At 75.5% G+C, this 22,346-nt stretch carries 19 protein-coding genes; 8 read left to right on the forward strand and 11 right to left on the reverse strand.

The annotated features are described in order from the left end of the window. Window positions 1–17 precede the first annotated feature (17 nt). The 4 genes from nrdH to nrdF all read left to right on the forward strand — a co-directional run bounded on the left by nrdH (window position 18) and on the right by nrdF (window position 3,933). A complete protein-coding gene (gene nrdH, locus AB8M62_RS12125; RefSeq protein WP_369054473.1) occupies window positions 18–263 on the forward strand; it encodes a glutaredoxin-like protein NrdH in 246 nt (81 codons plus the stop codon). Then, window positions 260–655, forward strand: a complete 396-nt coding sequence (gene nrdI / locus AB8M62_RS12130) for a class Ib ribonucleoside-diphosphate reductase assembly flavoprotein NrdI (protein ID WP_369054474.1) — start codon at window positions 260–262, stop codon at window positions 653–655. The genes nrdH and nrdI overlap by 4 nt, the downstream gene beginning before the upstream one ends. Next, window positions 652–2,820 (forward strand): class 1b ribonucleoside-diphosphate reductase subunit alpha, encoded by a 2,169-nt coding sequence (gene nrdE / locus AB8M62_RS12135; RefSeq protein WP_369054475.1) that lies wholly within the window; start codon window positions 652–654, stop codon window positions 2,818–2,820. The genes nrdI and nrdE overlap by 4 nt, the downstream gene beginning before the upstream one ends. A 141-nt stretch (window positions 2,821–2,961) precedes the next feature. Beyond that, window positions 2,962–3,933, forward strand: coding sequence for a class 1b ribonucleoside-diphosphate reductase subunit beta (nrdF, locus tag AB8M62_RS12140; protein ID WP_369054476.1), 972 nt, complete (start codon window positions 2,962–2,964; stop codon window positions 3,931–3,933). Window positions 3,934–3,972: 39 nt separating this feature from the next. Here the strand turns inward: nrdF and AB8M62_RS12145 are convergent, their stop codons facing one another. The 3 genes from AB8M62_RS12145 to AB8M62_RS12155 all read right to left on the reverse strand — a co-directional run bounded on the left by AB8M62_RS12145 (window position 3,973) and on the right by AB8M62_RS12155 (window position 7,162). Further along, a complete protein-coding gene (locus AB8M62_RS12145; protein ID WP_369069718.1) occupies window positions 3,973–5,259 on the reverse strand; it encodes a glycosyltransferase family 2 protein in 1,287 nt (428 codons plus the stop codon). Beyond that, entirely contained in the window at window positions 5,256–6,515 is a 1,260-nt protein-coding gene (wecB, locus tag AB8M62_RS12150) for a non-hydrolyzing UDP-N-acetylglucosamine 2-epimerase (protein ID WP_369054479.1), read from the reverse strand. The genes AB8M62_RS12145 and wecB overlap by 4 nt, the downstream gene beginning before the upstream one ends. Before the next feature lie 107 nt (window positions 6,516–6,622). Beyond that, window positions 6,623–7,162, reverse strand: coding sequence for a hypothetical protein (locus AB8M62_RS12155; RefSeq protein ID WP_369069719.1), 540 nt, complete (start codon window positions 7,160–7,162; stop codon window positions 6,623–6,625). A gap of 479 nt (window positions 7,163–7,641) precedes the next feature. On the opposite strand from AB8M62_RS12155, the gene AB8M62_RS12160 reads away from it, so the two are divergent. Further along, the gene (locus AB8M62_RS12160; RefSeq protein ID WP_369069720.1) at window positions 7,642–9,426 is read left to right on the forward strand and encodes a DUF2334 domain-containing protein; all 1,785 of its coding nucleotides are present in this window, start codon (window positions 7,642–7,644) and stop codon (window positions 9,424–9,426) included. A 28-nt stretch (window positions 9,427–9,454) separates the two neighbouring features. Here AB8M62_RS12160 and AB8M62_RS12165 read toward each other — a convergent pair whose 3' ends face one another. Next, on the reverse strand, window positions 9,455–10,942 hold the full coding sequence (locus AB8M62_RS12165; RefSeq protein WP_369069721.1) for a hypothetical protein: 1,488 nt from the start codon (window positions 10,940–10,942) through the stop codon (window positions 9,455–9,457). A gap of 172 nt (window positions 10,943–11,114) precedes the next feature. Here AB8M62_RS12165 and AB8M62_RS12170 point away from each other — a divergent pair, with 172 nt between their 5' ends. After that, entirely contained in the window at window positions 11,115–11,900 is a 786-nt protein-coding gene (locus tag AB8M62_RS12170; protein ID WP_369069722.1) for a calcium-binding protein, read from the forward strand. Window positions 11,901–11,927: 27 nt separating this feature from the next. Here AB8M62_RS12170 and map read toward each other — a convergent pair whose 3' ends face one another. Then, a complete protein-coding gene (map, locus tag AB8M62_RS12175) occupies window positions 11,928–12,692 on the reverse strand; it encodes a type I methionyl aminopeptidase (RefSeq protein WP_369054485.1) in 765 nt (254 codons plus the stop codon). 169 nt (window positions 12,693–12,861) lie between these two features. Here map and AB8M62_RS12180 point away from each other — a divergent pair, with 169 nt between their 5' ends. Then, window positions 12,862–13,530 (forward strand): SGNH/GDSL hydrolase family protein, encoded by a 669-nt coding sequence (locus AB8M62_RS12180; RefSeq protein WP_369069723.1) that lies wholly within the window; start codon window positions 12,862–12,864, stop codon window positions 13,528–13,530. Further along, entirely contained in the window at window positions 13,523–14,386 is an 864-nt protein-coding gene (locus AB8M62_RS12185) for an alpha/beta hydrolase (protein ID WP_369069724.1), read from the forward strand. Before AB8M62_RS12180 ends, AB8M62_RS12185 begins: the two co-directional genes overlap by 8 nt. A 9-nt stretch (window positions 14,387–14,395) precedes the next feature. On the opposite strand, the gene AB8M62_RS12190 is transcribed toward AB8M62_RS12185, so the two are convergent. From AB8M62_RS12190 to AB8M62_RS12215, 6 genes are all read right to left on the reverse strand, one after another. Then, a complete protein-coding gene (locus AB8M62_RS12190; protein WP_369054489.1) occupies window positions 14,396–16,819 on the reverse strand; it encodes a putative bifunctional diguanylate cyclase/phosphodiesterase in 2,424 nt (807 codons plus the stop codon). A 199-nt stretch (window positions 16,820–17,018) separates the two neighbouring features. Then, on the reverse strand, window positions 17,019–18,803 hold the full coding sequence (locus AB8M62_RS12195) for a S8 family serine peptidase (protein ID WP_369069725.1): 1,785 nt from the start codon (window positions 18,801–18,803) through the stop codon (window positions 17,019–17,021). Between the two features lie 124 nt (window positions 18,804–18,927). After that, on the reverse strand, window positions 18,928–20,040 hold the full coding sequence (locus AB8M62_RS12200; protein ID WP_369054491.1) for an ABC transporter ATP-binding protein: 1,113 nt from the start codon (window positions 20,038–20,040) through the stop codon (window positions 18,928–18,930). Further along, the gene (locus AB8M62_RS12205) at window positions 20,037–20,861 is read right to left on the reverse strand and encodes an ABC transporter permease (protein WP_373694925.1); all 825 of its coding nucleotides are present in this window, start codon (window positions 20,859–20,861) and stop codon (window positions 20,037–20,039) included. The genes AB8M62_RS12200 and AB8M62_RS12205 overlap by 4 nt, the downstream gene beginning before the upstream one ends. After that, window positions 20,858–21,619 carry a molybdate ABC transporter substrate-binding protein gene (gene modA / locus AB8M62_RS12210; RefSeq protein ID WP_369069727.1) on the reverse strand — a complete coding sequence of 254 codons (762 nt, stop codon included), beginning with the start codon at window positions 21,617–21,619 and terminating at the stop codon, window positions 20,858–20,860. Before modA ends, AB8M62_RS12205 begins: the two co-directional genes overlap by 4 nt. Before the next feature lies 1 nt (window position 21,620). After that, window positions 21,621–22,025 (reverse strand): TOBE domain-containing protein, encoded by a 405-nt coding sequence (locus AB8M62_RS12215; protein ID WP_369054494.1) that lies wholly within the window; start codon window positions 22,023–22,025, stop codon window positions 21,621–21,623. Between the last annotated feature and the right edge of the window lie 321 nt (window positions 22,026–22,346).

A 22,346-nucleotide genomic window follows, 5' to 3' on the forward strand; every position in this document is an offset into this window, starting at 1 on the left:
GAGGGAAGGACCACCCCATGAGCATCACCGTCTACAGCACCCCGTCCTGCGTGCAGTGCCGCATGACCTACCGTGCGCTGGACTCCAAGGGGCTCCCCTACGAGGTCGTCGACGTCACCGCCGACGAGCGCGCCCACGAGCTGGTCACGTCCCTCGGGTACGTGCAGGCGCCGGTCGTCGTGGCCGGCGAGGACCACTGGTCGGGCTTCCGCCCCGACCGCATCGACGGCCTGGCCGACCGCCTCACGGCCGTCCCGGCGTGACCGGGCCGGAGATCGTCTACTTCTCGAGCGTCTCCGGCAACACCCACCGGTTCGTCGGCAAGCTCGACGTCCCCGCGCGCCGCCTCCCGCTGCGCGCCGGCGACGAGCCGCTGGCGGTCACCGCCCCCTACGTCCTGGTCCTGCCCACCTACGGCGGCGGGGGAGGTGCGGGAGCGGTCCCCAAGCAGGTCATCCGCTTCCTCAACGACCCCGCCAACCGCGCCCTCATCCGGGGCGTGGTCGGGGCGGGCAACACCAACTTCGGGGAGCACTACGCCGTGGCCGGCGACATCGTCGCCGCCAAGTGCCGCGTGCCCCTCCTCCACCGCTTCGAGCTCTTCGGCACCCCGGACGACGTGCGTCGGGTGCGCGACGGATTGGACACGCTGTGACCCTCACCTCCGACGCCCCCTCCACGCCGGGCGCCGTCCCCGCCCAGGCCGCCCCCGCGCCGGGCTACCACACGCTCAACGCGCTGCTGAACCTCTGGGACGCCGAGGGGCGCATCCAGTTCGAGGCCGACCGCGAGGCCGCGCGCCAGTACTTCCTGCAGCACGTGAACCCGCGCACGGTGCGCTTCGAGGACCTGCGCGCCCGCCTGGACCACATGGTCGCCGAGGGCTACTACGAGCGCGAGGTCCTGGACCGCTACCGCTACGAGTTCGTCCGCGACGTCACCGACCGCGCGCACGCGGCGCGCTTCCGCTTCCAGACCTTCCTGGGCGCCTTCAAGTTCTACACGAGCTACGCGCTGAAGACCTTCGACGGCACGCAGTACCTGGAGAACTTCGAGGACCGCGCCGTCATGACGGCCCTCACCCTCGCCGACGGCGACGAGGCGCTGGCCACGGCCATCGTCGACGAGGTCATGGCCGGGCGCTTCCAGCCCGCCACGCCGACCTTCCTCAACGCCGGCAAGGCCTCGCGCGGGGAGCTCGTCTCCTGCTTCCTGCTGCGCATCGAGGACGACATGGAGTCCATCGGCCGCAGCATCAACTCCGCGCTGCAGCTGTCCAAGCGCGGTGGCGGCGTCGCGCTGCTGCTGAGCAACATCCGCGAGTACGGCGCGCCCATCAAGCGCATCCAGAACCAGTCCTCCGGCGTCATCCCCGTGATGAAGCTGCTGGAGGACTCCTTCTCCTACGCCAACCAGCTCGGGGCCCGCCAGGGCGCCGGCGCGGTGTACCTGTCGGCGCACCACCCGGACATCCTGCGCTTCCTGGACACCAAGCGCGAGAACGCCGACGAGAAGATCCGCATCAAGACCCTGAGCCTGGGCGTCGTGGTGCCGGACATCACCTTCGAGCTCGCCAAGAACAACGAGCCGATGCACCTGTTCTCGCCCTACGACGTCGAGCGCGTCTACGGCGTCCCGTTCGGCGACCTGTCGGTGACGGAGAAGTACCGCGAGATGGTCGCCGACGACCGCATCCGCAAGACGACGATCGACGCGCGCGAGTTCTTCCAGACGCTGGCCGAGCTGCAGTTCGAGTCGGGCTACCCGTACATCGTGTTCGAGGACACGGTGAACCGGGCCAACCCGGTCGAGGGCCGCATCAACATGTCGAACCTGTGCTCGGAGATCCTGCAGGTCAACACGCCGAGCAGGCTGGGCGAGGACCTCGGCTACGAGGTCGTCGGCAAGGACATCTCCTGCAACCTCGGCTCGCTCAACATCGCGCTGACGATGGACGGCGGGGACCTGGGCCGCAGCGTCGAGACCGCCGTGCGCGCCCTGACGGCCGTCTCGGTCGCCAGCGACATCCGCTCCGTGCCCTCGATCGCCAACGGCAACGCCCGCTCGCACGCCATCGGCCTGGGGCAGATGAACCTGCACGGCTACCTGGCGCGCGAGCACGTGCGCTACGGCAGCCCCGAGGCCGTGGACTTCACCGGCGCCTACTTCGCCGCGGTGCTGTTCCACGCGCTGCGCGCCTCCAACCTCATCGCCACCGAGCGCGGGCAGGTCTTCGAGGGCTTCGAGCGCTCCGCCTACGCCGACGGCTCCTTCTTCGACAAGTACACCGAGCGCTCCTGGGCGCCGGCCACCGAGCGGGCCGCCGAGCTGTTCGCCCGCGCCGGGATCGACCTGCCGACCCAGCAGGACTGGCGCGAGCTGAAGGCCGCCGTCGCCGAGCACGGGCTGTTCAACCAGAACCTGCAGGCCGTCCCGCCCACCGGCTCGATCAGCTACATCAACAACTCGACGTCGTCGATCCACCCGATCGCGTCGAAGATCGAGATCCGCAAGGAGGGCAAGCTCGGCCGCGTGTACTACCCGGCGCCGTTCATGACGAACGAGAACCTGGAGTACTACGAGGACGCGTACGAGATCGGCCCCGAGAAGATCATCGACACGTACGCGGCGGCCACGGAGCACGTCGACCAGGGCCTGTCCCTGACGCTGTTCTTCAAGGACACCGCGACCACGCGCGACATCAACCGCGCGCAGATCTACGCCTGGCGCAAGGGCATCAAGACGATCTACTACATCCGCATCCGGCAGATGGCGCTCGAGGGCACCGAGGTCCAGGGCTGCGTCAGCTGCATGCTGTGACGACGGGCCCCGCCCGCCACCCCTAGACGCACCGCACCGCCGGCACCCGCGAGAACCCGGCGGTGCGGTGCGCACCACCGGCACCAGCCGGCCCCACCAGCAGCCCGTCCGGGCGGTCGACACGACGACGGAGAAGGAACCGTGGACAAGCTCAAGCTCATCGACCGCGTGAACGCGATCAACTGGAACCGGGTCCCGGACGAGAAGGACCTGGAGGTCTGGAACCGGCTGACCTCCAACTTCTGGCTGCCGGAGAAGGTGCCGCTGTCCAACGACGTGCAGTCGTGGGCGCGCCTGACCCCCACCGAGCGCACCCTGACGATGCGAGTCTTCACCGGCCTGACCCTGCTGGACACCATCCAGGGCACCGTCGGCGCCGTCTCGCTCATCCCCGACGCGATCACGCCGCACGAGGAGGCCGTCTACACGAACATCGCGTTCATGGAGTCGGTGCACGCGCGCAGCTACTCCTCGATCTTCTCCACGCTGGCCTCCACGCAGGAGATCGACGAGGCCTTCACCTGGTCGGAGGAGAACGAGGCGCTGCAGCGCAAGGCGTCGATCGTGCTGGAGTACTACCACGGCGACGACCCGCTCAAGCGCAAGGTGGCCTCCACCCTGCTGGAGAGCTTCCTGTTCTACTCCGGCTTCTTCCTGCCGATGCACTTCTCCTCGCGCGCGCAGCTGACGAACACCGCCGACCTGATCCGGCTGATCATCCGCGACGAGGCCGTGCACGGGTACTACATCGGCTACAAGTACCAGCGCGGGCTGGAGCGCGTCGACGAGGCCAAGCGGCAGGAGATGAAGGACTACACCTTCGACCTGCTCTTCGAGCTGTACGACAACGAGTGCAAGTACACGGCCGACCTGTACGACAACGTCGGCCTCACCGAGGACGTCAAGACGTTCCTGCACTACAACGCCAACAAGGCGCTGATGAACCTCGGCTACGAGGGCATGTTCCCCGCCGACGCCACCAGGGTGGACGCGGCGATCCTGTCGGCGCTGTCGCCCAACGCCGACGAGAACCACGACTTCTTCTCCGGCTCCGGCTCCAGCTACGTCATCGGCAAGGCCGTGGCCACCGAGGACGAGGACTGGGAGTTCTGAGCTGAGCCCGCCGGCCGCGCGGGGACCCCGGCGGGGTCCTCACGCGGCCGGCTGCTCGTCCACCACGAGGGTCTCCGCGCTGCGGGTGCGCGCCGTCTTGGCCCACGTGCGCTGACCGCGCGCCACCCGCAGCACCGCCCACCAGCCGGCGACGTACCACAGCCACGCGTACAGGACGTACAGGTGGGCGTAGGCCATCGCCGTGCGCAGCGGCACGGGGGTGCGGGTCCAGTACACGTAGCCCAGCACGGGCGCCAGGGCGAAGGTGATGGCGTAGAAGCCGAGCAGCACCAGCGGCTCGGTGGCCAGGAACGCCACGAGCGGGTGCCCGGTGTCCAGCAGCGACAGCACCACCCAGCCGAGCAGCAGCGGCGGCAGGACGCTCGTGAGCAGGATGACGAACGGCGCCGTCAGGTGGTGCAGCAGGTCCAGGCTCGTGCGCACCCCCAGGGGCGAGCGGACGACCAGCGGCACCCGCCGCAGGCACTGCAGGTGGCCCTGGAACCACCGCGAGCGCTGGCGCACCAGGCGGCGCGGGGACAGCACCGCCTGCTGGGCCACGTACGTGCCGGGGCAGAAGTCGTTGCGCCAGCCGAGCGCCAGCAGGCGCAGGCCGAGGTCCAGGTCCTCGGTCAGGCACGGCGTCCACGGCGCCCGGCCGAGGTCCTGCAGCGCGCTCAGGCGGGTGAACTGCCCGTTGCCGCCCAGTCCGACGCTGCCCACCCGGGTGCGGGCCCGCTGGTAGACCTCGGTGAACGCCACGAACTCCAGGTCCTGCATGCGCGCCAGCAGGGACTCCTCGACGTTGTACATGCGCACCCCGACCTGCGCCCCGCCGCAGCGGGGGTCGGCGAAGCTGCGCGCGGCCTCCTCGAACATCCCCGGCGCGGGCCGGCCGTCGGCGTCGAGGACGACCACGACGACGTCGTGCGGGTCGCGGCCGGCGACGATGTCGGAGTCGCAGACGTGGCGGTAGGCGGCGTTGAGCGCCTCGCCCTTGCCCTGCCGCGCGTGCGGCGGCCGCCGGCGCAGCAGGTGCACGCGGGCGTCCTCGCGGGCGTGCGCGAGCACGAGGTCGGCGGTGGCGTCGGTGGACCCGTCGTCGACGACGAGGACGAGGACGTTGCCGGGCGCGGACGCCCGCAACCGCGCGAGGCTGCGGTCGATCACCACGCCCTCGTCCAGGCAGGGCACGAGGACCACGAACACCAGCTCGCGCGGCGCCTCGGCCGTGCGGGCGCGGGTGGTGCGCGAGAGGGCGAACATCACGCCGCTGTGCCCCAGGAACAGGACGATCGTCAGCGTGATGGGCAGCAGGGGGCTCACCGGGCGGCCTGGAACCCGCCCACGAGGGCCGGGCCGGCCACGACGGTCGGCGGGGCGGCCGGGAGGGTCGAGGCGGTGCGCAGCGGGACCGGCACGGGGGCGGCGTGCCGGCGCGCCAGGTCCGCGGCCAGCCGCCGCACGACGCGCTCGGAGGCCAGCCCGTCGCCGAACGGGTTGTCCGCGGCGGCCATCCGCGCGTGCGCCCCCGGGTCGTCCAGCAGGTCCAGGGCGCGCTGCAGCACCACCTCCGGGTCGGTGCCGACGAGCGCGGCGGTACCGGCGCGCACCCCCTCGGCCCGCTCGGTGGTGCGCCGCAGCACGAGCACGGGCACGTCCAGGGACGGGGCCTCCTCCTGCACGCCGCCGGAGTCGGTGAGGACGAGGTCGGCCTGCGCGAGGGTGGCGGTGAAGTCCAGGTAGTCCAGCGGCTCGGTGACCACCACGCCCGGGTGCCCGGACAGCACCGGCAGCAGCGACTCGCGCACGGCCGGGCTGGGGTGGACGGGCAGGACGACCTCCACGTCGCGCAGCTCGACCAGCCGCACCACCGCGCGCGCCAGGCCCGTCATGACCTCCCCCTGGTTCTCCCGCCGGTGCAGGGTCAGCAGGACGCGCCGGGGCCCGGACGCCCCCGCCGGGCGGGGGGTGAACGCGGAGGTGCCCAGGCCGTGCCGCACGACCCACAGCAGGTTGTCCACGACGGTGTTGCCGGTGACCTCGACGTCCTGCTCGCGCACCCCCTCGCGCAGCAGGTTCACCCCGGCGGGCAGGGTCGGCGCGAAGTGCCAGGTGCTGAGGTGGGTGATGACGCGGCGGTTGACCTCCTCGGGGAAGGGGTCGCCGCGCGAGCCGGAGCGCAGGCCCGCCTCCACGTGCGCGACGGGGACGTCGGCGTAGAAACCGCACAGCGCCCCGCACAGCGCGGTCGTGGTGTCGCCCTGGACGACGACCGCGTCGAAGGCGCCGTCGCGCAGGACGTCGCCGAGCCCCTCGCACAGGCGCGCGGTCAGCGAGCTCAGCGGCTGGCGCGGGCGCATCACGTCCAGCGCGACGTCGGCCTCGACGCCGAGCTGCGGCAGGACGCCGGCGACCAGCTCGCGGTGCTGGCCGGTGGTGACGACCACCGGTTCCAGGTCCGGTGAGCCGCGCATGGCGCGGACGACGGGCGCCAGCTTCACCGCCTCCGGGCGGGTGCCGAGGACGACGGCGGTGCGGAACCGCCGGGACGGTGCGCTGGGAGGGACGTTCCGGCTCATGACGACCTCCGGGTTCGGGTGGGTCCTGACGGTGAGTCCTGTCGGTGGGGTGCCGGCGGGGCGCGGTCGGTGGCGGGCGGGTGCTGCGGCGGGCGGGCGGGCGCGGCTCAGCCGCGGTGGTCGCCCGGGTGCACCGCCGGGTGCACCGCCGGGTGCGCGGCCGGACGGGGGCGCGGCCGCGCGGGCAGCGCGGGCAGCGCCTCGGTGCGCAGGTCCAGCGAGCGGCCGGCCCGGTGCGCGCTGCCCGGCGGTCCCAGCGGGCTGCGCGGGCTGCGCGAGCTGCGCGGACCTGGTGCGGCGGCGCCGCGCGCGACGGTGCGCAGGCCCAGGAGCACGGGGTCGAGGACGGGGTGGCGGGAGGGCACCTCGTGGCGCCCGTGGAACCGCGGACGCGGTGCGACCGCCCCTGCTCCCGCGCCGGCCCCGTCGACGGCGACGGGGAACGGGCCGGCGGCCCGGGAGCGGACGCGCTCCGCGCGGCGCCGGGCGGTCTTCACCCCCACGGTCAGGAGGGCCAGCGCACCGGCCAGCGCGAGGTAGAGGGCGAAGGCGACGCCCACGGCCGGCAGCAGGTGGTCGGCCACGACGTCGGCGTGGTGGGTCGTCCCGGTCGCGGCGAGCGACCAGGTCTCAGCGTTCGTGGACACCGGTGTCCTCCCGCGCTCAGTACGGGTGCCGTGGTTTCGACGGGGGCACTGTGGCGCAACGGCGCGTGCTCGGGGAGGGGTTTCGGGGAACTTCTTCGTGACCCTGCGTCGTCCGTCATCAGTCGTCTACCGAACGTGTCCGCCTGCTCGTGCGAACTCCCGCGACGCTCCGGTCGCGGCGCACCCCGGTGCACCGCGGGTACGCGCTTTCCCGTGTCGATCACCCGTCGGGGTGGTTCTCCGGTGGTTCCGCGACAGGCAGTTCCATCTCGTCACGCAACGTCGATCTTCTGGGAAGGACCTCGGAACTCCTGGTAGGGCACCGCCCGGTCGTGCTATCCCTGTGCCCTCGCCGCGGGAAACCGGTGAGACGCGTCCCCGCTGCTCGTCGAGCATCACGCTCCGTGGTCGAAGGTGATCGCAGAGCGTCACCGGTACCGGTCGTGAAACCCCTCTCCGCACCGACCGCAGGAGGTCCCGTGCACCCCGACGACAGTTCCCCGACCGACCGCCGCGCCACGGCCGGCCTCTCCCGGCGCACCGCGCTGCGCAGCGTCGCGCTGGCCGCCGCGCTGGCCGGCGCGGCCGGGAGCGGCGGCACCGCCGCCGCCGCACCCCCCGGCCGCCGCCCCGGCCGCCGCGCGCGCCTGCGCGGCGTGGAGCGCCAGCGGCAGCTGGTCTCCCCGCCGCGGCCGCCGCGCCTGCGCCCCGAACCCCGCGGCGCCGCCCCGGCGGCCGTGACCCTCTCGGCCGGGACGGCCACGCTGCTCGCGGCCCCGGCACCCGTGAGCGGCACCGGGCTCAGCACCGCCGCCAGGACCCTCGTCCTCTACGACAGCACGGGGGCCTGGGGCTGGCTGGGGGAGCTGTACGCGCAGCAGACGGCGAACCTCGCCTCCCGGTTCGGCTCGTGGACGGCGATGCCCGTCGTCTCCTACACGGCCGGGACGCTGTCGGGCTACACGGCCGTCGTCTACGTCGGGTCCACCTACGACGAGCCGCTGCCGGCCGCGTTCCTCGCCGACGTCCTGGCCACCACCAAGCCGGTGGTGTGGATGTACGGCAACATCTGGCAGCTGACCGCCGCCGACCCGGCGTTCGCCACCCGCACCGGCTGGACGTGGACGCAGTACGACGTCGCGTCCGTGGCCGCGGTGACCTACAAGGGGCAGCAGCTGCGCCGCGACCCGCAGAACCAGGGCGGCATCATGGGGGTGAGCGTCAGCGACCCCGCGAAGGCGACGGTCCTGGCGACGGCGACGCGCGCCGACGGCTCCACGATCCCGTGGGCCACGCGCTCCGGGAACCTCACCTACCTGGGCGAGGTGCCCTTCTCCTACGTCGACCACGGCGACCGGTACCTGGCGTTCTGCGACCTGCTGTTCGACGCGCTGGCACCCTCGACCCCGACGCGCCGGCGGGCGCTGGTGCGCATCGAGGACGTCGGTCCCGACGCCGACCCGGCGGAGCTGCGCGCCGTGGCGGACTACCTGTCCTCCCAGCGGGTCCCCTTCAGCGTCGCCCTCTACACCCGCTACGTCGACCCCCGCGGCACCTACAGCGGCGGTGTCGCGCAGGACTACCCGCTCACGTCCCGGCCGCAGGTCGTCAGCGCCCTGAAGTACATGCAGTCCAAGGGCGGCACGCTGCTCGTCCACGGGTACACGCACCAGTTCGGGACGCTGAACAACCCGTACGACGGCGTGAGCGCCAACGACTTCGAGTTCTTCGCCGCGCACGTCGACGCGAACGACAGCGTGATCTACGACGGTCCGGTGCCGGGGGACTCCACGGCGTGGGCGACCGGGCGGATCACCTCGGCGCTGCAGCAGTTCACGCAGGCCGGGCTCGGGAACCCGACCATCTTCGAGTTCCCGCACTACGCCGGCAGCGCCACCGACTACCGGGCCGTCGCCTCGCGCTTCGGCACCCGCTACGAGCGCGGCCTGTACTTCGGCGGGCTGTTCGGCGGCGCCGTCGACCACAAGCGCCTGAACGGGCAGTACTTCCCCTACGCCGTGCGCGACCTGTACGGGACGAAGGTCCTGCCCGAGTCCTGCGGCAACGTCGAGCCCGAGGCGTTCAACAACCACCCGGCCCGGTTCCCCGCCGACCTGGTGGCCACCGCGCGCGCCAACCTCGTGGTGCGGGACAACGTCGCGAGCTTCTTCTACCACCCGTACCTCGGCACGGCGTACCTGCGCGAGACGATCACCGGGTTCAAGGGCCTGGGCTACACGTTCGTGGCGCCCTCGGCGGTGTGACCCGCGCCCCCGCCCCGGGGACCGGACCTCAGAGGTTCCCGAGGCGGGGACGGGCGCGCCGCGCGACGGCTCCCGGGACCCGGCCGGCGAGCGCGGCCCAGACCGGCGAGGGCGGCAGGGCGTCGTCGAGGTAGTACCACCAGTACGTCCCGCCACCGGTCAGCGGGTGCGAGGCGGCGACGGCCGAGTACCAGCGCGCCGTCTCCACCTTCCCCGCCGCCGCGTCGCGCGAACCCCACCACCAGCGGGGTTCCAGGTCCGGCCCGCCGTAGCCCAGCTCGCCGACCAGCAGCCGCTGGTCGGGGTAGGCGCGGTGCAGGGTCCGCAGCACCCGGTCCACGGCGGGGCCCAGCGGGTGCTCCTCCGGGTAGACCGACAGGGCCAGGTCGTCCACGTCGGCCAGGTCCGCGGCCGGCAGGTGGTCCGCGGCCCACTGGAACAGCGAGTCCGCCGGGTCGTCCTCGCCCAGCTGCCAGTACAGCGTGAGGACCGTGCGGGCGGTGGAGTTCTCCTTCACGTACCGCGCCGCCCAGACGGCGCGCTCGGCGGCGTCCGGGACCACCCACCCGCCGTTGACCTCGTTGCCGACCTCCCACGCCTGCACGCCCGGCAGCGCGGCCACGTACTCGGCCACGCGCCGGCGCCAGCCCGCCGCGTCCACCGCGTCCGACTGCGTGGAGTCCAGGAACTGCCCCAGCACGTGGACGCCCGCGGCGCGCGCCGCGGCCACGTCGGCGCGGTACGAGGACGCCGGGCGGGCGGCGTCGAAGACGAGGCGCACCCACGGCTCGCGCGCGCCGTCGCCGGCGAGGTCGCGCACCCCGGCCAGGGCGTCGTGCCGGGAGGGGTCCTCGAACGTGACGGCCACCTGCCGCCCGGGCGCGGGCACCGCCGCCGGCCCGCCCAGCAGCTGCACCTGGGCGGCGACGGCCGCGTCGAACGCCCGCGCGGACAGCGCCCCCTCGCGGGCGGCGTCGGGAGCGGCCAGCGCCGCCGCCCGCAGCTCGCGGGCGCGCTGGTGCTCGCGCTCCACCGCGGTGGGGACCGGGCCCGGGCGGCGGGAGAGCTGGCCGTCGAGGTCGTCCAGGGCCTGCTGGGCGATGAGCGTCGTGAACTCGTAGCTGCCGGGGGCCGGCAGGTCCAGCAGGAGCGCCACGTACCCGGAGGCGGACGGCCACGCCGTCGCCAGCGTCACGTCGCCCGCGGGCCGCTCGACGGCGAACGACGTGCGGCCGGGTTCCACCGGCCACGCCGACACCACGGTCAGGTCGTCGCCGTCCAGGAGCAGGTCGTCCTCCCCGTCCTCGCCGGTCCCGGCCGACTGCAGGTCGCGGACGGCGGCGAGGTCGAGCAGGCGCCCGTCCGCGTCGTGCACGGAGAACTCCACGCGCCCGGCCGGGGCGGCCACCGCGTCCGGCCCCGACGGTCGCGGGTCCAGCGGTCGCGGGCGCGGGGCGCACGAGCACGCCAGGACGAGGACGAGGGCGGCCACGACCGCCCGCGAGGAGCGCTGCACGCGACCTCCCGGTGCTCGGACCCGGTGCGGGCGGTGCCCCCTGCGGCGCCGTCGTGCCCGCGAGCATGGCACGCCCGGCCCGGCGGCGCCGGGGTTCGCGCGCGCCCGGCGGCGAGCGGCCGGGAACGTCGAACCGGTTCCCGCGGGAGCGCGCCCGTGCCACGATGCCGCGGTGCCGCCCAGCCGAGCACCCGACCGCCTCGACCGCGGCCGCGCCCCCCGGGAGGACCCCCGGGAGGACGCGGACACCGGCCCGCTGCACGTCGTGCGGGCCGCCCCGCCGCGGCGCGCGGCGCGCCGGCGCACCCCCCTGCTGCTGTGCGCGGTGCTCGCGCTCGCCCTCGCGGCGGCCGCGGTGGTCTGGCGCACCGGGCCGCCCGGCTGGGGCGCCGACCCGGAGGTGTGGGTGGACGGTTCCGAGCACGGGGACTGGCTCGCGGTCTTCAACGGCGAGGGCAGCACCACGTTCGACGACGGCGCGCTGCGGCTCTCGCCCCGCCCGGCGGCGCGGCCGCAGGAGACCCACGCGGGGCTCGTGGTGTCGATGGCCCACTACGACGACGTCGACTGGACCGTCACCATGCACACGCTGGAGCAGACGCGGGTCGGTGCGCCGAACCCGTGGGAGGTCGGGTGGGTGCTGTGGGCCTACAGCGACCACGACCGCGCCTACTACTTCACCCTCAAGCCCAACGGCTGGGAGCTCGGCAAGCTCGACCCCCGGTTCGAGGGCGGCCAGCGGTTCCTGGCCACCGGCGGCGCCCCCGCCGAGGAGGGCGTTCCGCACCGCGTCCGGGTGCGCCAGCTCGCCGCGACCGTCGACGTGTGGGTCGACGGCCGCCACGTGGTGACGTACACCGACGCGGAGGACCCCTACCTGAGCGGTGCCGTGGGGATGTACTCCGAGGACGCCGTCGTGGAGTTCACCGGGATGCGCGCGCAGCCGGCCCGCCGCTGACGCCCGGCCGCGACACCTGCCGGGGGTTCAGGCGGTCAGGACGAGCGGGCCGTCCTCGGTGATCGCCACGGTGTGCTCGCTGTGCGCGGTCCGCGCGCCCGTGGCGCTGCGCAGCGTCCACCCGTCGGCGTCGGTGACCAGCTCGTCGGTGTCGGCCATGATCCACGGCTCGATCGCCAGCAGCAGGCCCGGCTGCAGCCGGTACCCGCGCCCGGGGCGCCCGGCGTTGGCCACGTGCGGGTCCTGGTGCATCGTCGAGCCGACGCCGTGCCCGCCGAACTGCGTGTTGACCGAGTAGCCCGCCCCCGTCAGCACCTCGCCGATCGCGTGCGAGAGGTCCCCGGTGCGGGCGCCCGGCACCGCGGCGGCGATCCCGGCCTCCAGCGCCCGCCGCGTCGTCTCGATCATCCGCACGTCCTCGGCGTCGGCGCGCTCGCCGACGGTGAAGCTGACGGCCGAGTCGGTGACGACGCCGTCCAGGGAGGCGGCGAAGTCCAGCGTCAGCAGGTCCCCGTCGGCCAGCGCGTAGTCGAACGGCTTGCCGTGCAGCACGGCGTCGTTGACCGAGGTGCAGATGTGGTGGCCGAACGGCCCGCGGCCGAAGGACGGCGCGTAGTCCACGTAGCAGGACACCGCGCCCGCGTCGGCGATCGCCTGCCGCACCCACCCGTCGATCTCCAGCAGGTTCGTCCCGACCCGCGCGCGCTCGCGCACGTCGCGCAGCACGCCGGCGACGAAGCGCCCGCTGGCCTGCGCCCGGCGCACCTCGGCGGGGGTGAGCAGCTCGATCACGTGGTGTCCTCCGGGGTCGACGGTGCGGCCCCGCGATGCTACGGCGCGCGCCGCGGCGGTCGCCCGCCCGTGCGCCCCGAGGCCGCGGCCTCCGCTCGACGCGGAGCCCGCGCCGGTGCAGAGTCCGGCGGGAGCGGCCGCCCGGGCCGCCGCGCGAGAGGACGACGACGTGCCCGAGCAGCCCCGCAAGACCGTCCTGTGCTTCGGCGACTCCCTCACCTGGGGGTGGCGGCCCGTCGAGCGCGGTGTGCCCAGCGAGCGGTACCCGCGCGAGCAGCGCTGGACCGGGGTGATGGCGCAGGCCCTGGGGGACGGGTACGTCGTCGTGGAGGAGGGCCTGAACGGCCGCACCACCACCGCGGACGACCCCATGGACGCCCGGCTGAACGGCTCGGCGTACCTGCCCGCGGCCCTGGCCAGCCACCTGCCGCTGGACCTGGTCGTCGTGATGCTGGGCACCAACGACACCAAGGCGACGTTCGGCCGCTCCCCGTTCGACATCGCCGTGGGCGCCGCGACCCTGCTGGGTCAGGTCACCGCGTCCGCGGGCGGGATCGGCACCGCCTACCCGGCCCCGCGGGCCCTGCTGGTGGCGCCGCCGCCGCTGGGGGAGGTCACCAGCCCGTGGTTCCGGGCCCTGTTCGACGGCGCGCGCGAGAAGACGCTGGCGCTGCCGCCGCTGTACGCCGCGGCCGCCGCGCACCACGGGGCGGAGTTCTTCGACGCGGGCACCGCGACGGCCACGACGGGCGTCGACGGCATCCACCTGGCACCGGCGGACAACGAGGCCCTCGGCACGGCGCTCGCCGCCCGCGTGCGGGAGGTCCTGGGTGGCTGAGCAGACGGGGGAGGGGCCGGGGGAGGAGACGGGCTGGACCTCCACCGGGCAGTTCCGCCGCTCGTGGCCGGTGCCGGACCCGCGCGGGACCGTGGTCGTCGTCCACGGCCTGCACGAGCACGGCGGCCGCTACGCCGGCGTGGCCGCCGCCCTGAACCGCGCCGGGTACGCCGTGCACGCCGTCGACCACCCCGGGCACGGGCGCTCGCCGGGGCGGCGCGGGGACCTGGGCCCGCTGGCGGCGGCCGTGGCCGGCGTGGAGGCGCTCGTCGCCCACGCGGTGGCCGCGCACCCGGGCGCCCCGGTCGTCGTCTACGGGCACAGCCTGGGCGGGCTCGTCGCGGCCACCCACCTGTCGGGCGCCCCGCACCCGGCCGTCGTCGCCGGGGTGCTGTCCGCGCCGGCGCTGTCGCTGGACGACGTGCCGCCGCTGCAGCGGCGCCTGGTGCGCCTGCTGGCGCGGGTGGCCCCCGGCGCGGGCGTGCGCGAGCTGGACGTGGACGCCGTCAGCCGCGACCCGGAGGTCGTGCGCGCCTACCGCGCGGACCCGCTGACGGTGCTGGGCAGGGTGCGGGCCCGCACGGCCGCGGAGACCGTCCGCGCCGTCGAGGCGCTGCCCGCGCGCCTGGCCACGACGACGCTGCCGCTGCTCCTGCTGCACGGCGACGCCGACCGGCTCGTCCCGCCCGCCGCGTCCGAGGTGGTGCGCCGCAGCGCCGCCTCCCGCGACGTCACCCTGCTGCGCTACCCGGGCCTGTTCCACGAGCCGCACCACGAGCCCGAGCGCGACCGGGTCCTCGCCGACGTCGTCGCGTGGCTGGACGCCCGCGTGCCCGGCCCGCCGCGCACCGCCTGAGACGGTCGCTCAGCCCGCGACGGCCTGCCGCCCGATCTCCCCGCCCGGCACGGGCCGGCCGGTGTGCCAGCCCTGCACGACGTCGCAGCCGAGCGCGCGCAGGACCTCCAGGGTCGCGCGGTCCTCCACGCCCTCGGCGACCACTCGCAGCTCCAGGGCCCGCGACAGGCCCGTGATGCCGCCGACGAGGGCGTGGGCGACGCGGCGCTCGGCGGGGTCCTCGGCGGTCAGACCCGCCACGAACGAGCGGTCCACCTTCACCTCGTGCACCGGCAGCCGCTGCAGGTACGACAGGCTGCTGTGCCCGGTGCCGAAGTCGTCCAGGGACAGCGTGACGCCGCTGTCGGCGAGGCGGCGCAGCACCTGCACGCTCTGGCGGGGGTCGCCCATGACGGCGCTCTCGGTGATCTCCAGCACGAGCCGGTCGGCGGGCACGCCGGCGCGGGCGAGCGCTTCCCCCACGCGGCGCGGCAGGTCGGCGTCGCCCAGGTTCCGGGCCGACAGGTTCACCGCGACCGACAGGTCCAGCCCGGCGTCCAGCCACTCCCGGCACTGGCGCAGCGCCACCGCGAGGACGTGCCGGGTGAAGGGGTGCACGAGGCCGGTGGACTCCACGAGGGGGATGAACGCCGCGGGGGACAGCGGCCCCAGCCGCGGGTGCGTCCAGCGCACGAGCGCCTCGACACCCGTGACGGCGCCGGTGCGCAGGTCGACCTTCGGCTGGTAGTGCAGGCCCAGCGCCTCGTCGCCGCGCTCCACGGCGGTGTGCAGGTCGGCCAGCAGGGACAGCCGCTCGGCGCGGCCGCTGTCCAGGTCCGGCTCCCACACCCGGTAGCCGCCGCCGGCCGTCTTCGCCGCGTACATCGCGGTGTCCGCGTGGCGCAGGACGTCCGCGGGCCGCTCGCCCGGCGCGCTGACCGCGATGCCGGTGCTGACCGCCGTGCTCACCGTCGCGTCCGCGAGCGCCACCGGCGGGCGCACGGCCTCCGCGACGGCCACCGCCAGCTGCTCGGCGGCCTCGCGCACGTCCCCGCCGGTGACCAGGACCGCGAACTCGTCGCCGCCCAGGCGCACCACGGCGCTGCCGGGCGGGGCGACCGACCGCAGCCGCCGCGCCACCACCTGCAGCAGCTCGTCGCCGGCGGGGTGGCCGAGGGTGTCGTTGACCTCCTTGAAGCGGTCCAGGTCCAGCAGCAGGACGGCGACGGGCCCGCGCGGCAGGGCCTCGGCCAGCCGCTGCTGCAGCAGGGCGCGGTTGCCCAGGCCCGTCAGCTCGTCGTGGGTGGCGTCGTGCTGCAGCCGGTCCACGAGGCGGTCGTTCTGCAGCCGCACCCCCAGGTGACCGGCGAACGCCTGCAGCAGCCGCAGGTCGTCCCCGTCGAAGGAGGTGGTGTCCCCCACGCGGTCCGCGACGAGCAGGCGCGCCGGCACGCCACCGGCCGGCACGGGCGCCAGGAGGGCGTCGCCGGCGCCCGCGGCGGACAGCAGCCGCGCGGCGGCCGGCGGGCCGGACCCGTCGAGCAGGCGCGCGCCGCCGTCGGCGAGCAGCTCGTCCAGCAGGTCCACCGGCGCCGGCTCGGACTCCTCCCCGTCCTCCTGCGCGACGTGGTGGCTGGCCCCGCCGGCCGGGCCCACGACCAGCTCGACGCGGCGCGCGCGCAGCACCGTGCGCGCGTGCTCCAGCAGGTGGGCCACGAGGTCGCCGTCGCGCGCGGCGGCCGCCACCGACGCGGCGTCGATGAACTCCTGCACCGTCTGCAGGGACTGGTGGCGCCGGCGCAGCACCAGGTAGCCGCGGTAGGCGGCGGCCGTCGTCGCCGTCAGCGCCGCCAGGAGGGCGACGCCGAGCGGGCCGTCGGCCCACAGGACGACGGCCGTGCAGGCGATCACGGTGCTGATGAGGACGAAGACGGCCGCCGGGACCAGCAACCCGGCGAGGTCGCGCCACGTCATCGGGCCGCTGTTGATGCGGATGACGAGGGCGACGAGACAGCTGGTGACGAGGTCTCCGATGGCCATCGCGACGTAGCACCCCACCGCGGTGCGCCACGTCAGCGAGTCGGAGGGCTCGACGAGCCAGCCGACGAGGACGAGCAGCAGCACCACGTCGAGGAAGTAGGACGAGGTGTTGAAGGCGAACTTCGCGGCGGCCGGCCGTTGCACGGCGAAGGCGCACACAGCTGCTGCCACGCGCAGGGCGACGAGGTGCTCGGGTGCGCAGGCGAGGACACCGAGCACCAGAGGGATGCTGGAGAGCGAGAAGGAGAACGCCTGGTCCCGGAACTCGACCAGCGCCTGACCGAGCTCCGTGATGAAGAAGGCGGCGAACAGCGCGACCAGCACGGCGATGTAGCCGGTGTGCGAGTGCCGGGTCAAGACGGGCTCGGCGGGCAGGTGCGGCAGCAGGAGCAGGGCTGCGGCAGCGATCGCCAACGTCAGAGCCGTCGTCGCCGCGTCACGCGGTGACGACAACCAGCGCCGCCGTCGTCCGTCCTCCACCTCAGCCCCCTCTCGACCGTGATCTCGACCAGCTCACGGACGCGCTGAAGGCACGAGGGTAGAGGCGGAGGACCTTTCACCGGACTGGGTCAACGCACGAGCGCCCCGGGCGTCGCCCGGGGCGCTCGGAGGCTCAGCTCCAGCGGGAGGTGGACCAGCGCGAGGTGGACCAGCGCGAGGTGGACCAGCGGGAGGTGGACCAGCGCGACGTCGCCCAGTCGTCCACGGACCAGCGGGAGGTGGACCAGCGGGAGGTGGACCAGCGGGAGGTGGACCAGCGGGAGGTGGACCAGCGGGAGGTGGACCAGCGGGAGGTCGACCAGCGGGAGGTCGACCAGCGGGAGGTCGACCAGCGGGAGGTCGCCCAGTCGTCCACGGACCAGCGGGAGGTCGACCAGCGGGAGGTGGACCAGCGGGAGGTGGACCAGCGGGAGGTCGACCAGCGGGAGGTCGACCAGCGGGAGGTGGACCAGCGCGACGTGGACCAGCGCGACGTGGACCAGCGCGAAGTGGACCAGTCGGCCCGCTCCGGGGCGGCGGCCCAGCCGTTCCCCGTCCACTGCGCGCCGTTCCACGTACCGCCGTCCCAGGCGGTGCCGGCGCGGGAGGCGGTGGCCCAGGCGGCGGCGTCGAAGGGGCTGCCGTGGACGTCGACCTCGCCGGCGAGGACGTCGCCGTTCAGCGGGTCGACGAGTCGGGAGGTGCCGCGGGCGGCGTCGAGGCTGCCGGTGCCGGTGGCCTCGGGGAAGCGCTGCGCCACGTCGGCGGCCTTGACGGCGGGCAGCGCGTCGAGGGCGGCGGCGACGTCGAGCTGGCCGGCGCCCTGGTCGACGCGGTCGGTGCCGGGCAGCGGGTCGGCGGTGGACACGAGCGCGGCCTTGACCTCGTCGGGGGTCAGGGTCGGGTCGGCCTGCAGGAGCAGGGCGGCGGCCCCGCTGACGACGGCGGCGGCCTGCGAGGTGCCGCTGCCGCGGAAGAGGGCGCCGGTCTCGTCGCCGTCCACGAGGCCCTCGGGGTGCTCGCGGTCGACGGTGGAGCCGGGCACGCGCAGGGAGGTCACGGAGCGGCCGGGGGCGACGAGGTCGACGTGGCGCTCGGCGGTGCCGCGCTGGGAGAAGGAGGCGACGGCGGGCTCGTCCCAGCCGTCGACGTCCCCGCCGGCGTCGGTGGCGCCGACGGCGATGACGTAGGGGTCGATGGCCGGGTTGGTGAGCCGGCCGGGCTCGGTGCCGCCGTTGCCGGCGGAGGCGACGACGACGATGCCGTGGCGCCAGGCGTTCTCGGCGGCGGCGGCCAGCGGGTCCACCTCGTACGGCTGCAGGGAGTCGGTGCCGTAGGACAGGTTGACGACGCGGACGTCGAGGTCGCCGTCGGCGCGGTGCTGCACGACCCAGTCGAGGGCGGCGACGACCTGGCTGACGTCGGTGCTGCCGGCGCTGTCGCCGAGCTTGAGGCCGAGGACCTGCGCGCCGGGGGCGATGCCCTCGGCGGCGTCGGGGTCGTCCGAGCCGGTGGCGTCGGCGGCGACGATGCCGGCCAGGTGGGTGCCGTGGCCGAAGGTGTCCGGTCCCAGGTCGACCGGCAGGTCGGCCTCCAGGGACAGGTCGGGGCCCTGGACCAGCTTGCCGGGGGCGTCGAGGCCGGGCGCGGGGGCGACGCCGGAGTCGAGGACGGCGACGGTGACCCCCTCGCCGGTGAGGGCGCGGCCGGCCGCGTCGCGCTGCGCGTGGACGTCGGTGGCGCCGACCGCGGCGGCGATCGTGCGGAGGGACCCCGCGTCGGTGGTGGCGTCGTAGGAGCGCACCGACGCCGCGGTGGTCCCCGCCTGCGCCGGGGCCGCGAGCGCCGGGGTGACCGCCACGGCGATGCCGGCGACCACCGCGGTGGCTCGTCCCTTGCCCGTCCAGACCACACCCATGCCGTAGCACCTCATCACTGTGAGTAGTTGATCGTTGCGCCACCAGGTGACCACGGACGGACACCGGTGTGGGCGGGACGTCACCGTCGTCACCCGTTCGGACCGCGTCGGCGGTCCGGACGGCTCAGCGTCCCGCGTCCGGAGCGTAAGCGCGCAGACGCGCCGCGTCGGCGGACACGAGCACGCGCCGGCCGGGGACGAGACCCAGCGCGGCGGCGCGCGCCGGCGCCAGGTCCACCGCGGTGCGCGGCGGCCCGTCGACGCCGACGCGCACCGTCTCGGTGCGCGGTTCCACCGCGGTCACCGTCCCCGGCCACGCGGTGCGGGACGCCGCCACGGCCTCCAGGGGGTCGCCCCCGGCGCCGAGGGGGTGCACGTCGAGGTCGGCCGGGCGCACCGCGACGAGCGCCCGGTCGCCGGCGGCCAGGCCGTCGGTGCGGCACGGCAGCACGAGCCCGCCGTCCAGGGCCACGCGCCCGGCGCCCGCCACGCGCCCGGCGAGCAGCTCGACCCCCACGAGGTCCGCGACGTACTCCGTGGCCGGCCGGGCCGCCACCTGCTCGGGGGTGCCGTCCTGCACCACCCGGCCGTGCTCGAGCACGACGACGCGGTCGGCGAGCACCACGGCCTCCAGCGGGTCGTGCGTGACGAGGACCGAGGGGCCGTCGAAGGCGTGCAGCCACCGCTGCAGCTCTCCGCGCACCTGCCGGCGCGAACCGGCGTCGAGCGCGGCCAGCGGCTCGTCCAGCAGCAGCAGGGCCGGGTCGGCGGCCAGGGCCCGCGCCAGGGCCACGCGCTGCGCCTGCCCGCCCGACAGCTCCCGCGGCCGCCGCCCGCGCAGGGCGGCGATCCCCAACCGCTCCAGCACCTCGTCGGCGTGCCGGCGGGCCGCGGACCGGCGGTGGCCGCGGGAGCGCCGCGAGAACGCCACGTTGTCCAGGACGTCCAGGTGCGGGAACAGCCGGTGGTCCTGGAACACGACCCCGGCGCGGCGCTCGGCGGGCGCGGTGAGCACCCCGTCGGCGGGCGCGTCCCACACCCGGCCGCCGACCTCGATCCGCCCGTCCCGCAGCGGGACCAGCCCGGCCAGGGCGCGCAGCGCGGTCGACTTGCCGGCGCCGTTGGGGCCGACGACGGCCAGCACCTCGCCCGGTCCGGCCCGCAGGCGCGCGCGCAGCGAGAACCCCCCGCGCCGCACGTCCAGGTCGGCGTCCAGACCGGGCGCTGGGACGCTCACGCGGCGCTGCCCCCGGGTCGCAGCCACCGGTCGCGCAGCAGCAGCAGGACGGCGACGGAGACCGCCAGCAGCACCAGGCTCAGCGCGACCGCCGACGGCGGGTCGGTCTCGAACGCCCGGTAGACCGCGGACGGCATGGCCTGGGTGACGCCGGGCAGGTTCCCGGCGAACGTCACGGTGGCGCCGAACTCCCCGAGCGCCCTCGCCCAGCACAGCACCGCCCCGGCGGCCAGGCCGGGCGCCACCAGCGGCAGGGTGACGCGCCGGAACGTGGTGGCCGGGCTCGCGCCGAGCGTCGCGGCGGCCTCCTCCAGCCCCGCGTCGGCCGAGCGCAGCGCCCCCTCCACGGACACCACGAGGAACGGCATCGCGACGAACGTCTGCGCCACGACGACGGCGGCCGTGGTGAACGGCACCTGCACACCGAACCACTCCCACCCCCACCGGCCGACGATCCCGTTGCGGCCGTAGGCGAGCAGCAGCGCCACCCCGCCGACGACGGGCGGCAGGACCAGCGGCAGCGTCACCAGCGCGCGCAGCGCGGGCACGGCCCGCGAGCGCGAGCGCGCCAGCACGAACGCCAGGGGAACCCCCAGCACGACGGCCACCGCCGTGGCCGCGGTCGCCGTCACCAGCGACAGGCGCAGCGCCTGCACGGCCTGCGTCGCGGTCAGCAGGCGCGGCAGGTCCGCCCACGGCGCGAGCACCACCATCCCCGCCAGCGGCAGCAGCAGGAACGCGGTCGCCACGGCCGCCGGGACGCGCAGCGGCCACGGGACCCGCTCGTGGGCGGGGCGGCGGACGGCGGCGCGCACGCTCACGGGGTGCTGAAACCCGCGTCGCGCAGCACGTCCCGGCCCTGGTCGGACAGCACGAGGTCGACGAACCGCTGCGCGAGCTCGGGGCGCGCGCTGCCCGCCAGCGTCGCGACCGGGTAGGTGGTGGAGGCGTTGACGTCGGCGGGCACCTCGACCGCCTCGACGCCGTCCCCGGCCGCGCGCACGTCGGTGACGTAGACGAGCGCGGCGTCGACCTCGCCGAGCACGACCTTGGCGAGGGTGGCCTTGACGTCGGCCTCCTCGGTGACCGGCCGCACGTCCACCCCGGCCGCGCGGAACACCTCCTGCGCCGCCGCCCCGCACGGCACCTGCACCTGGCACAGCGCCACCCGCGTCCCGGGACGGGCCAGGTCGGCGACGCCGGTGACACCGGCGGGGTTCCCCGGCGGCACCGCGATCGCGGTCTCGTTGCGCGCGAACGCGACCGGCTCGCCGACCAGGCCCTCGTCGGCCACGGACGCCATCGCCGGCTCCGAGGCGGTGGCGAGCACGTCGGCGGGCACGCCCTGGCGCACCTGGGTCGCCAGCGCGGAGGAGGCCCCGAAGCTGAACGTCACCGCCGTGCCGGGGTTCTGCTCCTCGAAGCGGCGGCCCAGCTCCTCGAACGTGCCGGTGAGGGAGGCGGCGGCCAGGACGAGCAGCTCGCCGTCCTCCTGGTCCTCGCGCGCGGCGCCGGGCGCCGCGCCGCACCCGGCGAGCAGGAGCGCCGAGGCCACGGCGGCGGTGAGCGCGCGGCGCACGTCAGGACCCCGGGATCTCGACGACGACGTTGGTGGCCTTGACGCTGGCCACGGCCACCACGCCCGGTTCCAGCGCGAGCTCGTCGGCGGCCTCGCGGCTCATCAGCGAGACCACCCGGAACGGCCCGGCCTGCACCTCCACCTGGGCCATCACGGTGTCCCTCACCACGCGGGTGACCAGGCCCGTGAAGCTGTTGCGCGACGAGCGGGCCACGCTCGTGCGGGGGCCGTCGCCGCCGGCGGCGGACTCCTCGGCGAGGCGGGCCAGGTCGGCGCCGTCCACGGTGAGCCGCCCCGCCGCGTCGGTGGTCGCCGGAAGCCGCCCGGCGTCGATCCACCGGCGCACCGTGTCGTCGCTGACCCCCATGAGCCGGGCCGCCTCGCGCACCCGCAGGACCGTCGTCATCCGGTCAGGCTAACCGCGTCCGCGGCCCGGGGGACCCGTCCGCGCCGCAGGTGCGGCCGGACGTCAGCCCGGGCGCCGCGTACGGGATCGCGCCCGTCATCGGACGACACGCCGCGCGAGGATGCCCGGGGACGGCGTGTCGTCCGATGACGGTCGCGATCCCGTACGGCCGGCGGGCCGGCGGCACCGCCACCGCCGTCGAGCCCGGGGGGGGGGGGGGGGGGGGGGGGGGGGGGGGGGGGGGGGGGGGGGGGGGGGGGGGGGGGGGGGGGGGGGGGGGGGGGGGGGGGGGGGGGGGGGGGGGGGGGGGGGGGGGGGGGG

This window comes from Kineococcus terrestris (genome assembly GCF_041020755.1).
Classification (GTDB): Bacteria; Actinomycetota; Actinomycetes; order Actinomycetales; family Kineococcaceae; genus Kineococcus; species Kineococcus terrestris.